13 protein-coding genes are annotated in these 18117 nt (G+C 62.0%); 6 read left to right on the top strand and 7 right to left on the bottom strand.

The genetic code is table 11. The annotated features are described in order from the left end of the window. Positions 1–129 precede the first annotated feature (129 nt). A complete protein-coding gene (locus HMPREF2743_RS02735) occupies positions 130–3390 on the bottom strand; it encodes an ExeM/NucH family extracellular endonuclease (RefSeq protein WP_246820174.1) in 3261 nt (1086 codons plus the stop codon). A 229-nt stretch (positions 3391–3619) separates the two neighbouring features. Here HMPREF2743_RS02735 and purS point away from each other — a divergent pair, with 229 nt between their 5' ends. Genes purS through purL form a run of 3 tightly spaced genes read left to right on the top strand, consistent with a single transcriptional unit; the run spans position 3620 to position 6837 of the window. Then, the gene (gene purS, locus HMPREF2743_RS02730) at positions 3620–3850 is read left to right on the top strand and encodes a phosphoribosylformylglycinamidine synthase subunit PurS (RefSeq protein ID WP_039676532.1); all 231 of its coding nucleotides are present in this window, start codon (positions 3620–3622) and stop codon (positions 3848–3850) included. Beyond that, positions 3850–4512, top strand: a complete 663-nt coding sequence (purQ, locus tag HMPREF2743_RS02725) for a phosphoribosylformylglycinamidine synthase subunit PurQ (protein WP_070522890.1) — start codon at positions 3850–3852, stop codon at positions 4510–4512. Before purS ends, purQ begins: the two co-directional genes overlap by 1 nt. A gap of 27 nt (positions 4513–4539) precedes the next feature. Next, on the top strand, positions 4540–6837 hold the full coding sequence (purL, locus tag HMPREF2743_RS02720) for a phosphoribosylformylglycinamidine synthase subunit PurL (RefSeq protein ID WP_070524798.1): 2298 nt from the start codon (positions 4540–4542) through the stop codon (positions 6835–6837). Positions 6838–7168: 331 nt separating this feature from the next. Here the strand turns inward: purL and HMPREF2743_RS02715 are convergent, their stop codons facing one another. Both HMPREF2743_RS02715 and HMPREF2743_RS02710 read right to left on the bottom strand, forming a co-directional pair. Next, entirely contained in the window at positions 7169–8128 is a 960-nt protein-coding gene (locus tag HMPREF2743_RS02715; RefSeq protein ID WP_070524796.1) for an Abi family protein, read from the bottom strand. A 298-nt stretch (positions 8129–8426) separates the two neighbouring features. Further along, positions 8427–9464 carry an alpha/beta hydrolase gene (locus HMPREF2743_RS02710; RefSeq protein WP_070524794.1) on the bottom strand — a complete coding sequence of 346 codons (1038 nt, stop codon included), beginning with the start codon at positions 9462–9464 and terminating at the stop codon, positions 8427–8429. A 243-nt stretch (positions 9465–9707) separates the two neighbouring features. Between HMPREF2743_RS02710 and HMPREF2743_RS02705 the strand changes: the two genes are divergently transcribed. Further along, on the top strand, positions 9708–10409 hold the full coding sequence (locus tag HMPREF2743_RS02705) for a PAQR family membrane homeostasis protein TrhA (RefSeq protein ID WP_070524792.1): 702 nt from the start codon (positions 9708–9710) through the stop codon (positions 10407–10409). A 43-nt stretch (positions 10410–10452) separates the two neighbouring features. Here the strand turns inward: HMPREF2743_RS02705 and HMPREF2743_RS02700 are convergent, their stop codons facing one another. The 3 genes from HMPREF2743_RS02700 to HMPREF2743_RS02690 all read right to left on the bottom strand — a co-directional run bounded on the left by HMPREF2743_RS02700 (position 10453) and on the right by HMPREF2743_RS02690 (position 14602). Next, the gene (locus HMPREF2743_RS02700) at positions 10453–11094 is read right to left on the bottom strand and encodes a DUF6891 domain-containing protein (protein ID WP_070818129.1); all 642 of its coding nucleotides are present in this window, start codon (positions 11092–11094) and stop codon (positions 10453–10455) included. A gap of 96 nt (positions 11095–11190) precedes the next feature. Further along, complete coding sequence (locus HMPREF2743_RS02695; protein WP_070524789.1) at positions 11191–13275, bottom strand: acyl-CoA dehydrogenase family protein; 2085 nt, start codon at positions 13273–13275, stop codon at positions 11191–11193. 28 nt (positions 13276–13303) lie between these two features. After that, entirely contained in the window at positions 13304–14602 is a 1299-nt protein-coding gene (locus HMPREF2743_RS02690) for an acetyl-CoA C-acetyltransferase (protein WP_070818128.1), read from the bottom strand. A gap of 186 nt (positions 14603–14788) precedes the next feature. Between HMPREF2743_RS02690 and HMPREF2743_RS02685 the strand changes: the two genes are divergently transcribed. Then, positions 14789–16129, top strand: coding sequence for a 3-oxoacyl-ACP reductase (locus HMPREF2743_RS02685; RefSeq protein ID WP_070745107.1), 1341 nt, complete (start codon positions 14789–14791; stop codon positions 16127–16129). Then, on the top strand, positions 16130–17059 hold the full coding sequence (locus HMPREF2743_RS02680) for a MaoC/PaaZ C-terminal domain-containing protein (RefSeq protein WP_070745108.1): 930 nt from the start codon (positions 16130–16132) through the stop codon (positions 17057–17059). It begins immediately after the preceding gene. A 3-nt stretch (positions 17060–17062) separates the two neighbouring features. On the opposite strand, the gene HMPREF2743_RS02675 is transcribed toward HMPREF2743_RS02680, so the two are convergent. Next, positions 17063–18097 carry an acyl-CoA thioesterase gene (locus tag HMPREF2743_RS02675; protein ID WP_070524782.1) on the bottom strand — a complete coding sequence of 345 codons (1035 nt, stop codon included), beginning with the start codon at positions 18095–18097 and terminating at the stop codon, positions 17063–17065. Between the last annotated feature and the right edge of the window lie 20 nt (positions 18098–18117).

Raw genomic sequence — 18117 nt, 5'->3', positions numbered from 1 at the left:
TAAAACAGCTCCCGCAACCCCGCAACCGGAGGAACAAAATTCCTGGTTAGAGGGGTTTTGGGCCGCTACGAGAAAAGCCCCTCTATCGAGGAGCTTAACGAGACTGAAAAATACGCTCAGCAGAGCGCCTTACTCAGACTCGGTCGGAGCGCAGGCCGCGCCGATGATGCCAAGCGCAGCTAGCAGGCCGAGGCCACCGGCAGCGTACTGAGCTTCGCGCGGGATGTTGCGGGTTATCGACTCAATCTGCTTCCGGGCAGGCTCAAAGCCCGGGATGTTGAACTGTGTGTTGGCAAACCCAAGGAAGGCTAACGGGATGGCGAGGGCTGCGGGGATGGCGAGACCGAGGACAGTCGGTAGGCAGTGCTCGCCGGCAGAAGAACCGGTTCGGCTAGCAGGCTTGCTGTCTACCTTGACGGTTTCGGAGGTACCGTCGGTGTACTTCACAACGAGGTTGCCCGCAGCGTCGGTGGTCACGGATGTGATGCCGCGACCGTCTTTGCCATCTCGACCGTCCGTTCCGTCCTTACCGTCTTCGCCGTTGCGTCCTGGGGCGCCGTTATCGCCATCGTGGCCCGGCTCGCCTTGGTCGCCCTTCGGACCGGCCAGGAGACCGAGGTTGTCGGTTGTGCCGTCGGTGTAGGTGATGATTACCTCGCCCTTGTCGTTCGTGGTCACGGATTCGATACCGCGGCCGTCCTTGCCATCAGCGCCGTCTTTACCGTCCTTACCGTCGGTACCATCCTGGCCATCAACGCCGTCAGCGCCGTCTCTACCTGGCTTGCCATCGGCGCCGACGACCTTGCCAGTGTCCTCAGTGGTGCCGTCGGTATAGGTGATGATGAGGTGGCCGTTGTCATCAACGGTGACGGACTTGATGCCGCGGGCTTCCTCCGCCGGGTCCGGCTCCTCAGCAGGGTCGCAGTCCTTGAGCTCGTCCGCAGAGCGCTTCACCGTCGCAAGGCTAAAGCCCACCTTGACCGGGTCATGGTCGGAGGAGCGGTAGGGGTTATCAGCCTCAAAGACATCGCCGCCGGTGTAGTTGCGGCGGGAGTATTCCATGGCAATCGGCTCATCGGAGTTGATGTTCCAGGTCTGCGCGGCCTGCGCGTCGACGTACTCGTTAGCCAAGATGTGGTCCAGGGAACCGAGGCGGCCGGAGAACTGGTAGGAGGCCACGTCCTGCCAGTCCTCTTGCGCATTGAGCTCTTCCACCGGGATGGTGTAGCCGGCGTTGCGGAAGACAGAGATGGCATCTTCCTTGGAGTAAGCGTTCAAATCACCCATGACGAAGGTGGCCTTCTTCTGCCACTGCGGCTGCTTGGCCAGCCCATCGAGGACGGCCTGGGCGTGGGCATTGCGCACGTTCGGGTTGTTGCCCTGGCCGTCGCCGGTATCGGCATCACCGTTGGCCACCGAGCCCTTGGATTTGAAATGGTTGGTCACCACCACGAAAGAATCGGGGCCTTCAGCAGCGCACCTATCGGAAACCGACTGGAACTCCGCGGCGAGCGGGGTACGGGCGGTGCCCTTAAAGCGCTCATCCTCCAGCAGCGTTGCCTCACCCACCGGCTTAACACGGTCCTTCTTGTAGATCATGGCGGTGCGGATGACATCCGTATCGGCCGACGCGTTCGCCGGGGCCTTGACGTAATCCCACTTCTCAGAACCCGCGCGGGAGTTGAGCTCACCCACGAGGTACTTCACGGCATCGTCGTAGGAGCCACCCACGGTGTTCGCGGCGTTCTCAATCTCCGACAGGCCAATGACATCGGCATCAAGGCCCTCCAGCGCAGTGAGGATCTTGCCCTTCTGGTCGTTGAACGCGGACTCGGACCACGCACCGCGGAAGGTGGGGCTATCAGAGCCAACACCGTTGCCAAAACGGTCCTTGTAGGATTTTGCGCCGTTGTCCTCGCCCAGGTTGATGAAGAAGTTGAGCACGTTGAACGCCGCCACGGTGTAATCGCCATCCACTTGCGGGGCATCCGGGCGGGCCGGGTCCCACGTAATTGGCAGGTCCGCGGTCGCGGAGTCACCCGTAATCATCGTGGTGGGCTGGAAACGCCACTGGTCGTGACCGTAACCCAGGATGACACCGGAGTCCGCGAACTCCACCTGGTTGGTGGTGCGGATCGTCTTGACCTCCGAACCGTTCTGCATGATGTAGGGCAGCTTCGTGGATGCACCATCGCGGGAGAAGTCGCGCGTGGAGCCGTCGTCCAAGATGACGTACTTCGCCGCGTTAGCGGCCTCCATGTCCTTCTGTTCCTGGGTGCCTGGGGAGACGATGTCCGTGGGCTGACGCAGTGCCTCGGTGCCCGGCGCTAGACCGAGCTCGCCGTAGCGGTTGAGACCATAGTTATCGGTCACGGTGTGCACGCCGGGCTTGAGCAGCATGGACTCGAGCTTCTCTCGCTCTTCATCGCCTTCCGGTAGGGCATCGATGGCCAGCGGGGTGATGGGGGAGAGGGCGTCGTCAAGCGTGGAGCCGGTGCTCAGGGCAACCTGGGTTTGTCCAAAGTACTCATCAACGGTGCCGGTGACCTCGACGGACTCCCCAATTTCTGGGTAGAAGCCGGTGCCACCGGTGTAGACGAAGACCGCTTCGGAGGCCTCGGTCGGCGCGGTCTTTCCCGTGCCCGGGGACTGGATGGTGAAGCCGTTGAGGGATTTCTCGCCCTGCCACACCGCGGTGACAACGCCTTGGGTAGTGACGTTCTGGCCCTTGAACGGGGACTCCGCGCCGGTGCCCTGGATCTCCGGGATGGTGACGGCCGCGCCCGGCTCGGCCGGAGCTGGGTCCGGTTGCGGGGCGGCCCCGCCGGCAGACTTCGGCGTCGGCGCTGCAGCGCTCAAGTCCGCGGCGTTGTCGTCGGTGTCGGTGCCCTTGGCGTCGCGCTGCGCAGAGGTGGAGTTGTTTAGGGCTTGGGCAGGGGAGCCCTCGCTTAGCGACGCCTCCCCGTACCCCACGAGGTCTACCTCGGCACCGGAGGCGTCGTAAATCTTCACCGAGCCCTTGGAGCCGGACAAGTTCAGGTTCCCTTCTGCATCAGGAGCAGGCAGCGGTTCACCGTTGCTGCCGCCACCTTCCTGGATGAGGAAGTAGCCCCCGGCCGGGATGGAGCCGGACAGCTCGTGCTTTCCGCCTGAGTTGCCAGAAGCGGATAGGTACTCCACGGACCAGCCAGTGAGGTCGAGGTCAGCCGAGGTGGGGTTATAAAGCTCGATGAAATCGTGGTTAAACGCGGCACCCTTGTTGCCGCCGCCACCGTAGACCTCAGAGATAACGGCGTTGGAGCCGTCCACCGCCGCACTGGCCTGGGGGACAACAATGCAGGTAGAGACAAGGGCAGCGATGGCGAGTGAGCCAATGCGTTTGAAATGCATGAGAGGTTCCTTGGATAGGTGAGAACAGGACAATGCATCTCGTTCTACCCGGGTTTCGGGGCGCGCGATACCGGAGCGCTTTACGTGAGCTGGGGGTTAAGGTGGGATTCCCCAAGAATTCCTCAGCCGTTTGGTTTGAATTCATCACCCCCCAAGATTCCGAATCTTTCTCGCCGGCGGGATAGACTGGCGGGGCACCTATACTCACGCACAGTAAGGCAAAATTTTCATGGCTCGTGTAGTTGTCAATGTCATGCCCAAGGCCGAGATTTTGGACCCGCAAGGTCAGGCCGTCGTTCGCGCGCTGGGCCGCCTGGGGGTTGCTGGTGTCAGCGACGTGCGCCAGGGCAAGCGCTTTGAGATTGAAGTTGATGATTCGGTCAGCGCCGAGGAGCTGGAGAAGGTGGCTTCCACTCTGCTGGCCAACACCGTGATCGAGGATTACGAGGTCATCCAGTAATGAAGATCGGCGTTATTACCTTCCCTGGCACGCTTGACGACGTCGACGCGGCCCGCGCCGCCCGCACCGCCGGCGCCGAAGTCGTGTCCCTGTGGCATGCGGATGAGGACCTGCGAGGAGTGGACGCCGTCGTTGTCCCCGGTGGCTTTTCCTACGGTGACTACCTGCGCTCCGGCGCAATTTCGGCGCTGGCCCCGGTGATGCGCGCGGTCGTCGATGCCGCGAATAAGGGCATGCCGGTGCTCGGCATCTGCAATGGCTTCCAGATTCTGACGGAGGCCGGCCTGCTGCCCGGCGCCCTGACTCGCAACCAGGGCCTGCATTTCCACTGTGTGGATACCTACCTCGAGGTGGAGAACGCACAGACCTCCTGGACCAGCGAGTTTGAGCAGGGTCAGCGAATCCTGATTCCGGCGAAGCACGGCGAGGGCCGCTTCCAGGCGGATGCGGAGACCGTGGAGCGCCTGGAGGGCGAGGGCCGCGTGGTCTTCCGCTATACCGATAACTTCAACGGCTCCATCAATGGCATTGCCGGCATCACCAACGAGGCCGGCAACGTGGTGGGGCTGATGCCGCACCCGGAGCATGCCATCGATCTTCTCACCGGCCCGTCCACCGACGGTCTGGGTTTGTTTGTGTCCGCCCTCAAGGTCGTCGCTTAACCCGCGCCGACGGTTAAAGGAGAAACAATGACCGTACACAACGACACTGTCGAGCAGGCGGCCTCGCAGCCTGAGCTGGACCAGCCCTACCGCGAATTGGGCCTGAAGGATGACGAATACGCGCACATTCGCGAGATCCTGGGCCGCCGCCCGACCGACGCCGAGCTGACTATGTACTCCGTGATGTGGTCGGAGCACTGCTCTTATAAGTCCTCCAAGACGCACCTGCGCTACTTCGGCGAAACCATGACCGAGGAGATGGGCTCCAAGATCCTCGCCGGCATCGGTGAGAACGCCGGCGTGGTGGACATCGGAGACGGCAACGCGGTGACCTTCCGCGTGGAAAGCCACAACCACCCCTCCTACGTGGAGCCGCACCAGGGTGCCGCGACGGGCGTGGGTGGCATCGTCCGCGACATCATGGCGATGGGCGCTCGCCCGATTGCCGTGATGGACCAGCTGCGCTTCGGCCCGGCTGATGCGCCCGACACCAAGCGCGTTTTGCCTGGCGTTGTCGGAGGTATTTCGCACTACGGCAACTGCTTGGGTCTGCCCAACATTGGTGGCGAAACTGTTTTTGATGAGTCCTATGCCGGCAACCCGCTGGTCAACGCGTTGTGCGTGGGCACGCTGAAGGTGGACGACCTCAAGCTGGCCTTCGCCTCCGGTACCGGCAACAAGGTCATGCTCTTCGGCTCGCGCACCGGCCTCGATGGCATCGGAGGCGTGTCCGTGTTGGCCTCTGACACCTTCGAGGACGGCGCGGAGCGCAAGCTGCCAGCCGTTCAGGTGGGTGACCCGTTCGCGGAGAAGGTCCTCATCGAGTGCTGCCTGGAGCTGTACAAGTCCGGCATCGTCGTGGGCATCCAGGACTTGGGCGGCGCGGGCCTGGCCTGCGCTACCTCCGAGCTGGCCGCCGCCGGCGATGGCGGCATGGAGATCAACCTGGACAACGTCCCGCTGCGTGCGAAGAACATGACCGCCGCAGAGATTCTTGCTTCCGAGTCTCAGGAGCGCATGTGCGCCGTGGTGACCCCGGAGAACGTGGAGAAGTTCAAGGAGATCTGCGCGCGTTGGGATGTCACCTGCGCCGAGATCGGTGAGGTCACCACTGGCAAGCACCTCATCATTCGCCACCAGGGCGAGGTCGTCGTGGATGCCCCGGCCGGCACCATCGCGGACGAGGCCCCGGTCTACGACCGCCCCTATGCTCGCCCGGAGTGGCAGGATGCGCTGCAGGAGTTCAAGGGCGTGGAGAAGCAGGACCTCACCGTAGCACTGAAGAAGCTTGTGGCCTCCCCGGCGCTGTGCTCGCGTGATTTCATCACCGAGCAGTATGACCGCTACGTGCGTGGCAATACCGTGCAGTCCCACCACGCGAACGCTGGTGTGCTGCGCATCGACGAGGAGACCGGCCGCGGTATCGCGGTATCGGCCGATGCTTCTGGGCGCTACACCAAGCTGGATCCGAACATGGGTACCCGCCTGGCGTTGGCGGAGGCCTACCGCAACGTCGCCGTGACCGGTGCCCGACCGGTCGCCATCACCAACTGTCTCAACTATGGCTCCCCGGAAAACCCGGACGTGATGTGGCAGTTCCGCGAGTCCGTGCATGGGCTTGCTGACGGTGCCGTGGAACTCGGCATCCCCGTGTCCGGCGGCAACGTCTCCTTCTACAACCAGACCGGCGAGGAGCCGATCTTGCCGACGCCCGTCGTGGGCGTCCTGGGCGTTATCGATGACGTCCACAAGTCCATCGGCAACGAGCTTGGCCTCGTGGAGGAGCCGGAGGTTCTCGTGCTCCTGGGTGAGACCAAGGATGAGTTCGGCGGTTCCATCTGGCAGCAGGTGAGCGCTCACGAGCAGGGCCATGAGGCGAAGAACGGGCTCAACGGCCTGCCCCCGCAGGTGGACCTGGCTAATGAGCAGCGCCTCGCGGACTTCTTCGTGGGTAACGAGGGCTTAACTGCAGCTCACGACCTCTCTGAGGGCGGCCTTGCTGTCACCGCATTCGAGATGGCTAAGCGCAGCGGCGTGGGCCTGAGCCTGGACCTGCCCAAGGTTCACGAGGATGCCTTTGTGGCCGCCTTCTCTGAGTCCGCCTCCCGCGTGCTCGTAGCAACGACCGCTGACCGCGTCGACATGCTGCTGCAGCGCGCCGAGGAGTGCGGCGTTCCGGCCGTCGTCGTGGGCCAGACCACCGACAACGGTGAGCTGGAGCTCGGCGGCGAGTCCATCGCTGTCTCCGAGCTGCGCGAGGCCTGGGCAGCAACCCTGCCGGACCTCTTCGGCCACGCGGTGGGTGCCAACTCCGTCGTGGAGTAGACCACACATACAACACTGCAACCGGGCAGGGTTCTCGCTTATGCGAGGCCTTGCCCGGTACCTTTTTATCCCTTTATATCTTTTATATCTTCGTCATTTGATGAGCTCAGAGGTAGTCATTAATCCACCAAGACTGGCCGAGGTGAAGATTGTGAGCATGCCGCGAGCCGTGAGGCGATAGCTTTCTAGGAACCAACTAATTAAGCACCGATGGTGCGGGCGATGGTCTGGTCCCAGCTCAGCTTCATCGTTCTAGGGAAGTTGCTGTCAACTGGCTCGCAGGACTCACCATATTCACTTGGGTCCGTAGCTCTCAAAGTACGAGAAGAGCCTAAAGCGTTTCTTCGTCCCAATTGCTGTGAATACCGATACTGGCTTTTTCAACAAGTGGATTGGTGAGGAAGTGCTCGTCTAGTAAAGCCACTACTTTGTTGGGCCAGGTTGATCCGGGAGAGACGGTCCTCAGTAAATGCGCCATGATAATCAAAGCACCAAATAGCCTTTCACTTTGATTCTCTGGCAGGAGGTATAGGTTCCCATTGTTACGGATCACTTCAGTAGGAGCCGGAGCAAAAGAACGATTCCAGAGCCTACCGTGGTGCGCGCAGGTATTCCGAATAACAGTTAGCTGCTCGAGCCAACTCGCCAGCGGATGTTTCTTCGTAAGTCTTTGTTTCTGATTCCTATTCAAACTGGAGAAGTTGATCTTTATTTTCAGCGCTTCCGAAATCGATCGCTGATCGTTGGATCCCAAGCCTGCATAGAGCTTTGAAATGTCCGAAAAATCGAGCACTTCAGCCACAACCCACATGGGATACTGTCCACCGTATTGTTCAATGTAGTGCTTCACGGCGTCGTTCTTCTTTGCCCTCGCGAGTCGTCCATACGCTGTACTCAGCCACGACACGTGGTCAAAGTTTGACCGAAAGTCGTCTGAGCGGAGGTAGAAAGTAGGATCATTGGGGTGTCGAGCACACAGCAGTTCGACGAGCTTGGTTCGCATCGCTACTTCGATTCGCTCCATTCCGTCATGGATTAAGGTACGGAGTTTCCTATCGGCTTCATATAAGGAGACGACCTGTGCAAAGTCGGTACCATCGACGAAGTGGCTAGAACGACTAGTTCCGTCTTCATTGAATTGTCTGGCTGGATACCAATAGGCAGAAAGTCGGTAGTAGCTAACGTGTGAAAACCATTGTTCAGCTAAAGCTCTGTCGATTTTCATGCCACGGTTTTGCAGTCGAATAATATGCTCGTCAATGGTCGCTGCTGGCTTGAGCGATGAAGACATGGGAAGCCAATCTAGAGAGGGGACGAGTTGTTGTGGGGATCGGATCGGCGGAACGGTGCAAATAGAGATCCAGCCCACTCCGAGTTTCCGAAGAGAAACCGGGCGGGCTGAACTATTAACCAAAATTTTACCGTAGGACCTTGAAATGCGTCAATCCCATTTTTCAGGTAGACGTGCACGTTAAAGGTCTAGTTGTTCATCCGAGGCTCGGTGAAATGAGGGTGCATCGGGGAAATCGTCCGGGGTTGTGGCAGCGCTGGGAAATTGCGCCCGAAGTAAGGCAGCAACCTGCTACTGCTTAAGCGCCGATGGTGCGGGCGATGGTCTGGTCCCAACTCAGCTTCATCTGGTGGGAGAAGAGGTTGAAGGTGTGCGAACCCTGGGGGCTGAAGTAACGGTTCACGCGCACCCCGGCGTTGCGGGCGTTGCGGGTGAATTCCTCCGAGCACTGGTTGGCCACCATCTCTACCACGCGGGGGCCGAGCCACTGGGCCGGGTTGTTGGCGCCATCGATGGGGCCCGGGGTACCGGAGGCCGAGCCTACGAAGACTTCGACGTCGCGCAGGCGTCCGGGGTTGGCGTTGGGGTCGTGCTCGAACCACTGCGGGGAGCCCGGCAAGCCCCATGCATTGAAGGAGGAGCCGCCGCCGTAGGCGATCATTGCGGTGGAAGTGGGGAATCCAATCGCGCCGGAGCGTACCGGGCAGCCGGAGTAGGAAGCCGCGGCCTTGTAGCGCTGTGGGGCGTGGCCGGCGATGTCGAGTGCAGCGCCGCCGGTGGAGGAAATGCCGCCGATGGCGTCGCGGCCGGTGCCGTGGAATTCGGCGTCGATCAGCGGGGGCAACTCAGCGGTCATGTAGGTGTTCCACTTGTTGACACCCAGGATAGGATCCTCGGCATTCCAATCGGTGTAGAGAGAGTAAGCGCCGCCAAGCGGCATCACCACGTTGACGTTCTTGCCCACGGCCCAATGGCGGATATCGGAGTGCGTCATCCAGTTCATGCCGGCCTGGCCGCCCTCCACGCCGGGCAGCAAGTAGAAGGAGGGGCGCGGCTTATCGCCCTCGGGGAGCAAGACGTTATTAGAAATCACCGCACGGTTGGCCGGGGACCACACGTCCACCACCCAGTGGTTGCCACCCATGTGGCGCTTCGCGGTGATGAAAGGCTTGTCACCCAGCCAGGGCTGCGGGTTGGTCACGCGCGAGGAAACCTCACCGATGGTGCTGGATTGGGCGGAGGCGGAGCCAATGCCTGCCGACGCCGCCCCCAGTGCCACCATGGCAGCTGCGAACAGCGCCGCGGCGCGGCGAGAACGTGAGACATAGGAAAACATAACGAGTGTAGTTTACGTTGTTAACTCTGCCGAACTGCAAATATCGGCAGAAAACCTGGCGAAAACTTTCGCTCAACCCTTGTCCGCCGCAATGCTCGGCCGTATATTTACGGGTACGTAAGTTTTGGGGGTGAATGCGTTATTCGCATGACCTGCATTTCAGATAAGGCAAGGGCCATCACTATGAACGCACCCAGTGCTCACATATCTTCCCCGCAAGATTCGCCAGTTGCAGAAAGCGCTATGCGCGATCACAGCACTATGGAGCAGCGCATTCAGCGCACCTACTGGATGGCGGACCGCGGCCCGCGCCCACTAACGCGTGGCTGGGGGCACTTCTTCGCGGCCATTGCCTCCCTGATCGCATCGACGGTTTTGATTACCTTTGCGTGGATGACGCTGCCGTGGTGGCAGGGGCTAGCGGTGACGGTTTATGGCGTCGGCGTGGTTGGTCTCTTTACGGTCTCGGCGTTGTACCACCGCTGGCCGTGGGTATCTATGCGCGCGGTGCAGTGGTGGCGGCGTGCTGATCACGCAACGATTTCGGTGTTCATTGCGGCGACCTACACGCCGCTGTGCGCCATCGTGCTGGACCCGACGCAGGCGCTATGGATGCTGGCTGCTGCGTGGGTGGGCGCCATCATGGGTGTTGTCTTGAACTTGGTGTGGATTAATCACCCACGGTGGCTGGACGTGGTGGTCTATCTCGTGTTGGGCTGGCTCATCCTGCCTCTGTTGCCGAATCTGTGGCAATCCGCTGGACCGGCCGTGGTGTGGCTGCTGTTCGCAGGTGGGGTGGTCTACTCGTTGGGTGCGTTGATGTACGGCTTTAAGTGGCCGGGGCGCAACGCGCGCTGGTATGGCTACCACGAACACTTTCACACCGCGACGATTGCCGCGGCGGTGGTGCACATGGTAGCCATCTGGATGGTTGTTGCGGGCTAGCCGAACGGGAGGGGGATAGCTTTATGGGCGCTATGGAAGGAGCCTATTCGGAGTTGGTGAGGTCCTCAGCGAGCGGGTACTCGACGACGAGGCCCTGGCAGAGTACACGTGCGTTAGGGTTGCCATCCCACGTGGGGTTGAAACCAACAGCGTGCAGCGCTTCGACGAGTAGCTCGCCAACGGCCACAGGTGTGCTGAGCTCGGCATCGGTTTTCATCGTGCCGAAACCGAAGAAGAGGTCTCCGGTATGGATCAGCCTGTCGACGTCCTGCATGTGGCAATAAACATATCCTGCGGCACCGTCTTCTTCCGCCATTTCGGCGCCGCACTCAGCGCCGTCGGAGGCGTCCCACCCCTCGTCAAAGCTGAAAGCTAGGTTGCGCTGTCGCAGTTCACCCCGAAGGGCGTCGAGACGTTGTGCGTCTGCGGACTTCTCTGTGACCTTATGTGCGTACTCAGCGGCAACTTCGTCGATGATGGCATCGAAGTCTTCCGGGAAGGGATCCGTGCGCACTGTCGTCCACTCGGAAGGATCGTCGAGAAGCTCAATGAAGTCATTGTGAATGTCCTGGTGTGAATGGCCGTGGCACAGATGAAGCGAGATGTCGTTGCGGAGGGTGCCGGAAACCAAGAGGTCATCGGAAGGCGGGAAGGAACTGGAGAACATGGCGTGTGAGGTAGTCATGCTTGTGGATGTTAAATGCGTGATACTGCGCGTGACTGAAAGACAGGGAGGGCACCCCGCCAGGTGGCGGAAGTGCCCTCAGCATGCGTGGAGTGGCTAGACGTGGAGCGGATCCACACCGGCCTCGGTGAGCATCGGGATGTTGTGGACCTCAGGCGGGACGCCGAAGGCATCCACGAGAACGACGGACCACGGTGCCAGCGAATCAACAAGGTCGTTGATGGCGGCGCGGGCAGCCTTGATGCGGCCAGCCGGGATCAGGTTGTGCTCCTGGTACCAGCCCGCGTGCTGAACCAAGGTGTCGAAGACGAAGAGGTGGCGCAGCTGCTCAAAGACCTGGCGCGCCAGCGAACCTTCCTCAAGACGCTCCTCTGCCTCAATCATGGCCTGGACCAACAAAGTATCCACACGAGCCCAGCCGGCGGCGATGAGGTGATCCTGGCACTGGTCAACGATGGCAGCAGCCTGCACCTTATCGGCCTTGCGGGCCGGCTGGATGCGGCGCACGAGGGAGAAGAGGATGGACTGGGCGCGGTCGTCGATCAGCTTGGCCTGGTAGGTGGCGTCGAAAAGCGAAGCCTCAGAGGGATTCACGCGGTCCACCAGGCTTTGCAGACGGGTGGTGAAACCGTAGCGGCGACGAACCACATCGGTGGCGGTGGAGGCTGCGTACTTCACGGTGTCCCACGGGCTCATGTCATTCATCGCGCGGCCATAAGCGGTGAGCAGGTTCTTGCCCACCATCTGAATGAGCACCGTGTTATCACCCTCGAAGGTCGCGAAGACATCGGAATCGGCGCGGTAGGTGGTCAGGCGGTTCTCTGACATATAGCCGGCGCCGCCGCAGGCCTCGCGGCATTCCTGAATGGTGCGTGTAGCGTGCTGGGTCTGTGCAGTCTTGATGGCTGCGGCCAGAGACTCCATCTCGCGAGAGGCGAATTTCTGCTCTTCGGTCGGTTCCGTCACAGACCAGGTGCCAGCCTCGTGCTGATCGTTTTGCTCCTGGTAGCGCTCCAGAATCTGGTTGTAGAGCAGGTGCAGTGCGTACGTACGGGCCAGCGGAATGAGTAGGCGGCGGCGGTGCTGACGGTGCTCGATGAGGCGCTTTTCCGCGCCGGTGGCGCCTTCGAACTGGCGGCGGCGGTTGGCGTAGCGAATCGCAATGTCCAGGGATGCCTCGGTGGCGGCACCCGCTGCGCCGGATACGCCGATGCGGCCGCGGATGAGAGTGCCCAGCATGGTGAAGAAGCGAGCATTCTTGGACTCGATGGGGGAGGAGTACTTGCCGTTCTCGTCCACATCGGCGAAGCGGTTGAGCAGGTTTTCGCGCGGCACGCGGACGTTGTCGAAGCGCAGGGTGCCATTATCGACGCCTACCAAACCACCCTTGTGGCCATGATCGCCCAAGGTAACGCCTGGCAGCTCCTTGCCTTCTTCATCGCGGATGGGGACGATGATGGCGTGGACGCCGTGGGAGCGGCCGTCGCTATCCGGGGTGATGAGCTGGGTGAAGACGACGGCCGCGCGGCCATCCTTGGCGGCGTTACCGATGTAGTTCTTCACCGCGGAATCGGAGGGGGTGTTGATGATGAACTCATCGGTATCCGGGTCGAAGGTGGCGGTGGTCTCGAGGGATTGCACATCGGAACCATGGCCGCGCTCAGTCATGGCGAAACAGCCCGGCAACTCCAGGCTGGCGGCCTTCTCAACCCACTTGAGGTGGCGCTCGGTGCCTAGCTGATCCAGCGCTCCACCCCACAGGCCCCACTGCACACCGGACTTAATCGCCAGCGAACCGTCGACCCACGCCAAGCCCTCGAGGGTGAAGGTGGAGAGATTTGGCTTGCCGGCACCGCCGTTGGCGCGGCGCAGGCCGTGGTTGAATCCGCCGAAGTCACGAACCTTGGAGAGGTTCTCAAAGGTGTGTAGGCGCTGCTCCGCCATGGGCAGATCCGGGTTCGGGAAGAGCGAAGGATCGTTGAGGAAGGTGCGCAGCTCCTGGCGGAAGGCGGCGTGGGGGCCGTCGAGAAGCGCGGCAAGCTCGGTGGCGACGGAAGGCTTGGGGGTGGTGGGCAGGCGGTGTGGGCTGCGGGCCTCGGCCTTGGGGGCGTCGGTGGAGGCCTGGTTGTTGAGCTCTGGGGAGACGGGTTTCTTGTCCGAGGAGGACTTGGTGAGTGCCATGGTGGGGTCCTTTCTGGGAGGGAAGTTTTTAGCGCTCGACGATGGCCGCGACACCCTGGCCGCCGGCGGCGCAGATGGAAATGAGGGCGCGTCCGCCGCCGTTTTCTTCAAGAATCTTGGCGGTGGTGGCGAGGATGCGGGTGCCGGTGGCGGCGAAGGGGTGGCCGGCAGCAAGGGAAGAGCCCTTGACGTTGAGCTTGGCGCGGTCGATGGGGCCCAGCGCGGACTGCAGGCCGAGGCGCTCGCGGCAGTAGGTTTCGTCCTCCCACGCAGACAGGGTGGCGAGTACCTGGGAGGCGAAGGCTTCGTGGATCTCGTAGAAATCGAAATCCTGCAGGCTCAGATTGTTGCGCTCCAGCAGGCGAGGAACCGCGTAGGTAGGGGCCATGAGTAGGCCATCTGGGCCGTGGACAAAGTCGACGGCCGCGGTTTCGGAATCCACCAGGAAGGCGCGGGGCTCGATGTTGTGCTCAGCCGCCCACTCTTCAGAGCTGAGGAGAGCGACGGAGGCGCCGTCGGTCAGCGGCGTGGAGTTGCCTGCTGTCATCGTCGCCTGTGTGCCGTGCTGCTCGGCATCGTGTTTACCAAAGACCGGCTTGAGCTTGGCTAGGGACTCCAGGGAGGAATCCGGACGCAGGTTGGTATCGCGATTGACGCCGAGGAAGCCGGTGGTGAGGTCATCGAAGAAACCCTCCTCCCAGGCCTTGTGGAGGTTCTGGTGGGAGGCGAGTGCCAGCTTGTCCTGGGCTTCGCGGCTGACGTTCATCTCGCGGGCGGTGATGGCGGCGTGGTCACCCATGGAGAGACCGGTGCGGGGTTCGCCGTTCTGCGGCTGTTCCGGGGCCAGCTGCGACGGGCGGATGGAGCCGATGAGCTGGGCGCGCTGCGCGGCCGTCTTGGCGCGGGTGAGATTGAGTAGTGTGCGGCGCAGCGTGTCATTGACAGCCAGCGGGGCATCCGAGGTGGTGTCCGTGCCTCCTGCGATGCCGGCGGAGATCCGGCCTTGGGCAATGGCATCACCGACATGGATAGCTGCCGCAAGAGAAGTGCAGCAGGCCTGCTGCATATCGAGTGCTGGGGTGGTCGAGTCGAGCGCGGAACCGAGGACCGACTCGCGGGTCAGATTGAAATCGCGGGAGTGCTTGAGCACAGCGCCGGCGGCGACGAGGCCGAGGCGTTCGTCGTGAAGCCCGTAACGTGCGACGAGTCCATCCAACGCACTGGTGAGCATGTCTTGGTTGGACGCGTGGGCGTACTGCTTATTGGAGCGAGCAAAGGGAATGCGGTTACCGCCGAGGATGGCTACGCGGTGCGGGGGGTTGGTCATTGAAAACTCCTTCGCGAGTGGTCTGGTGCGAATCGTCCCAGCGGGAGGGGGGGAGCAACCCGACTGTTCATTTCGCGTCACAACTAAAGTGATATTGTTAGTTCTATCACTCAATTAACTAACCTTGCAACCAGCTCAACAAAGCTCGCAAGGTTGTGAAGAATCGAGAAAGGAACATGCCAGCCTATGCCGAACGTCACATTTGCTGAGAAGCTCATCAACTCACCGCTCGCCGCCAAAGCAGGAGTACCCCAAGGCCACCCCCTGCGTCGCCACAAGGCTGGGGAACCAGCGCTCGATGGCCCCATCGTCATTGGCGGCCAGGGGCGCATCGCTGAGTTTCTGAGTTCCCAGCTAGCCGTGGACTACCAGGTCATCAATGCTTCCGCGGAGGCGAAGCGCGCCGCCCTCGTCTTCGACGCCACCGGCCTGGACACCCCCGAAAAGCTGCGCGAGCTCTATGATTTCTTCAACCCGCAGATGCGCAACCTCCTGCCGTGCGCGCGCTTGGTGGTCGTCGGCACCACCCCGGAAGCTGCGGACACTATCGACGCCCGCATTGCCGCCCGTGCCCTCGAAGGATTCACCCGTTCCCTGGCCAAGGAAATGCGCAAGGGCGGCACCGTAAACCTGGTCTGGGCAGACCCTGCTGCCACCGCAGAGGTGGAGTCCACGCTCCGCTTCTTCCTTTCTGGGAAGTCGGCCTTCGTGGACGGGCAGGTTGTGCGCGTCAGCGCCCAGGGACACGATTCCCCGGCAACCAATGGCGAAGTGCAGAACTGGGAGCAGCCCCTTGACGGGCGGTTGGCGGTGGTGACTGGTGCGGCCCGCGGCATCGGCGCCACCATTGCTGAGGTGCTGGCGCGCGATGGTGCGAGCGTCATCTGCATCGACATCCCGCAGGCCAGCGAGCACTTGGCCAAGACCGCGAACAAGGTCAAGGGCACCGCGCTGCCCCTCGACGTCACCGACCCCCAAGCCGCAGATAAGATTGCTCAGCACGCGCAGGAGCGCCACGGCCGAGCCATTGACGTCATCGTCCACAACGCCGGTATTACCCGCGACAAGCTTATGGCCAATATGAATGAAGGCCAGTGGGATGCTGTCCTGGCCGTTAACCTTCTGGCGCCGGTGCGCATCACCGAAAACCTCCTGGAGTCTGGCTCCCTCGCGCCGGGTGCCGCAGTGATTGGTGTGTCCTCCATGGCGGGTATTTCCGGCAATCGCGGCCAGACGAATTACGCCACCACTAAGGCCGGAATCATTGGGCTGGTCGACGCCCTGCGTCCCGTCCTCGCTGAGAACGGCTCCACCATCAACGCAGTGGCGCCGGGCTTTATTGAAACCGCCATGACCGCGGCGATGCCGACCGGCCCGCGCGAGATCGGCCGCCGCCTGAACTCACTGCAGCAAGGTGGCTTGCCTGTCGACGTCGCCGAGACCGTCGCCTTCTTCGCCTCGCCGGCCTCCGCCGCGGTGAGCGGCAACACCGTCCGCGTTTGCGGCCAGAACCTCATGGGAGCCTAAATGAACGTCACCACACTCAACGAGATTCCAGATCTTCCTGCGCTCTATCGCAAACTCACGGTGGGTGCGGTGCCCATCCCCGGGCTGGGGGCAGGCAAGCGCAAGGTCGACGACCCACAGACTGCTTACCGGGTCGCGGGAGTGCGCGTAGACACCGAGCACCTGGCTCGCTACTGTCAAGCCACGGGCCTGCGCCTGGGCAACGAGCTGCCCGCTACTTATCTGTACGCGCTGGCCTTCCCGCTCGCCATCAAGGTGATGGCCGCTCCGGATTTTCCTTTCCCCGCTGTGGGCGTGGTGCACCTGTCCAACCGCATTGAGCAGACACGCCCGCTGCGCGTCGACGAGCGCTATGACATCGCCGTGCATGCGGAAAACCTGCGCCCACACCGCAAAGGCTTGGTCATCGATATGGTGACCACCTACAGCGTGGGCGGCGAGGAGATCTGGCGCCAGACATCAGTCTTCCTAGGCCAGGGTGCGAAATTCACCAAGGACACCCCGCGGCAAGTGAGAACCCGCCCAGAAGCCGAGCGTTTCCTCGACTTCTCCGGCGACGAGGTGGGGACCCCTACGGCAACGCTGCGCTTTAGCGCCGAGAGCACTCGCGTCTATGCGGCGGCGTCTGGTGATAAGAACCCCATCCACGTCTCCGCCGTGGGTGCCAAACTCTTCGGTTTCCCCGCGCCCATTGCGCATGGCATGTACACGCACGCCCGTATGCTGTCGGTGCTTGACGGCACCCTTCCGGGTGCTGTTCGCATCAGCGCGGACTTCTACAAGCCGGTCATTCTTCCGGCGACCACGGGTGTCTACGTGGCCCCAGGCGGCGAAACGGACGGCGGTGGTAAAAACCGTACTCTTACGTTGCGCAAGGCCAAGGACCCCAGCTCACTCCACGTGGTGTGCAGGGTTGAGCCGCTGGATTAGCAATTAATCCACGTGCTGGTGCTTCGGTGCCACCACCAGTGGCTTCGGGGAGTACTTGCCGCGCAGTCCGCGGAGGATGCCGGCGTGCTCCCAGAGGCGCTTGTCCTCCTCGGTGCGGGGAGTGAACTGGCGGGCGGCTAGTGGCTGCCAGTCAGCATCCATCGCCATGTAGGAGACTGTGGCGTGGATGGCGGTCTCCAGTTTTTCGCGGCCGCCGCGCGGGTTGCCCGAGCGCACGTGGACGGACATCTGCATCGAGCGGGTATCCGTGCGCATCATACGGGCATCCACCTCGATGAGGTCTCCAATATGAATCGGACGGTAGAAGCGAATACCACCGGCATAGACCGCAACGGTGTGCTCGCCCGACCATTCCATGGTGCAGGCAGCGCCCGCCTCATCAATCCATTCCATCGCCGTTCCGCCGTGGACGTTGCCGCCCCAGTTGACGTCGGTGGGCTTGGCCAAGAAGCGGTTGACCATGCGGGGAGCGTCGGACGGGCCGTCATAAGTCTGCTTTTCCATCTCCGCTTCGATGGCTTTGCGCAGCTCGATGCGGGATTCCGCGGCCTCCCATACGCGCTGGTGCTCAGTGGAGTCCGGAATCAGCGGCGGAACAGCCACCGACTTCCCGGTTTCGGTATCTTTGGCTACGAAGATGACGAGGCAGTCGCACGCGCGGGTAAAGATGCCATCGCGCGGGTCTGCGGAGAGCACCTCGTTGACGATGTGCATGGAGGACCGCCCCGTCATCGCGATGCGCGAGCGCACCTCCACCAAGTGGCCCGAAGGGATTGGGCGCGTGAAGTGGATGTGGCCCACGTAGGCAGTCACGCAGTAGGTACCGGACCATTGAACCGCGCACGCATAGGCGGCCTTATCGATCCACTCCAAAACACGCCCGCCGCCGATGCCTTGGGCGCCGGCGATGGTGAGATCTGTCGGGGCGGCCATAAACCGCAGCGTGATGGAGGGGGACTTCCCGGTCGGGACAGGCTTCTTTTCTTCCGAGGAGCTTGGTGGCATGGTTGGTGACATGGATAACAAAGTATCAGGGA

This window comes from Corynebacterium sp. HMSC036D02, from assembly GCF_001836165.1.
Classification (GTDB): Bacteria; Actinomycetota; Actinomycetes; order Mycobacteriales; family Mycobacteriaceae; genus Corynebacterium.
The sequence above is the reverse complement of the archived record's forward strand: the minus strand, read 5'-3'. Positions and strand labels throughout refer to the sequence as shown.

Excerpts from the sequence above, each read along its gene's own strand:
- HMPREF2743_RS02735 (WP_246820174.1), bottom strand. The coding sequence starts at position 3,390 with ATGCATTTCAAACGCATTGGCTCACTCGCCATCGCTGCCCTTGTCTCT.
- purS (WP_039676532.1), top strand. The coding sequence starts at position 3,620 with ATGGCTCGTGTAGTTGTCAATGTCATGCCCAAGGCCGAGATTTTGGAC.
- purQ (WP_070522890.1), top strand. The coding sequence starts at position 3,850 with ATGAAGATCGGCGTTATTACCTTCCCTGGCACGCTTGACGACGTCGAC.
- purL (WP_070524798.1), top strand. The coding sequence starts at position 4,540 with ATGACCGTACACAACGACACTGTCGAGCAGGCGGCCTCGCAGCCTGAG.
- HMPREF2743_RS02715 (WP_070524796.1), bottom strand. The coding sequence starts at position 8,128 with ATGTCTTCATCGCTCAAGCCAGCAGCGACCATTGACGAGCATATTATT.
- HMPREF2743_RS02710 (WP_070524794.1), bottom strand. The coding sequence starts at position 9,464 with ATGTTTTCCTATGTCTCACGTTCTCGCCGCGCCGCGGCGCTGTTCGCA.
- HMPREF2743_RS02705 (WP_070524792.1), top strand. The coding sequence starts at position 9,708 with ATGCGCGATCACAGCACTATGGAGCAGCGCATTCAGCGCACCTACTGG.
- HMPREF2743_RS02700 (WP_070818129.1), bottom strand. The coding sequence starts at position 11,094 with ATGACTACCTCACACGCCATGTTCTCCAGTTCCTTCCCGCCTTCCGAT.
- HMPREF2743_RS02695 (WP_070524789.1), bottom strand. The coding sequence starts at position 13,275 with ATGGCACTCACCAAGTCCTCCTCGGACAAGAAACCCGTCTCCCCAGAG.
- HMPREF2743_RS02690 (WP_070818128.1), bottom strand. The coding sequence starts at position 14,602 with ATGACCAACCCCCCGCACCGCGTAGCCATCCTCGGCGGTAACCGCATT.
- HMPREF2743_RS02685 (WP_070745107.1), top strand. The coding sequence starts at position 14,789 with ATGCCGAACGTCACATTTGCTGAGAAGCTCATCAACTCACCGCTCGCC.
- HMPREF2743_RS02680 (WP_070745108.1), top strand. The coding sequence starts at position 16,130 with ATGAACGTCACCACACTCAACGAGATTCCAGATCTTCCTGCGCTCTAT.
- HMPREF2743_RS02675 (WP_070524782.1), bottom strand. The coding sequence starts at position 18,097 with ATGTCACCAACCATGCCACCAAGCTCCTCGGAAGAAAAGAAGCCTGTC.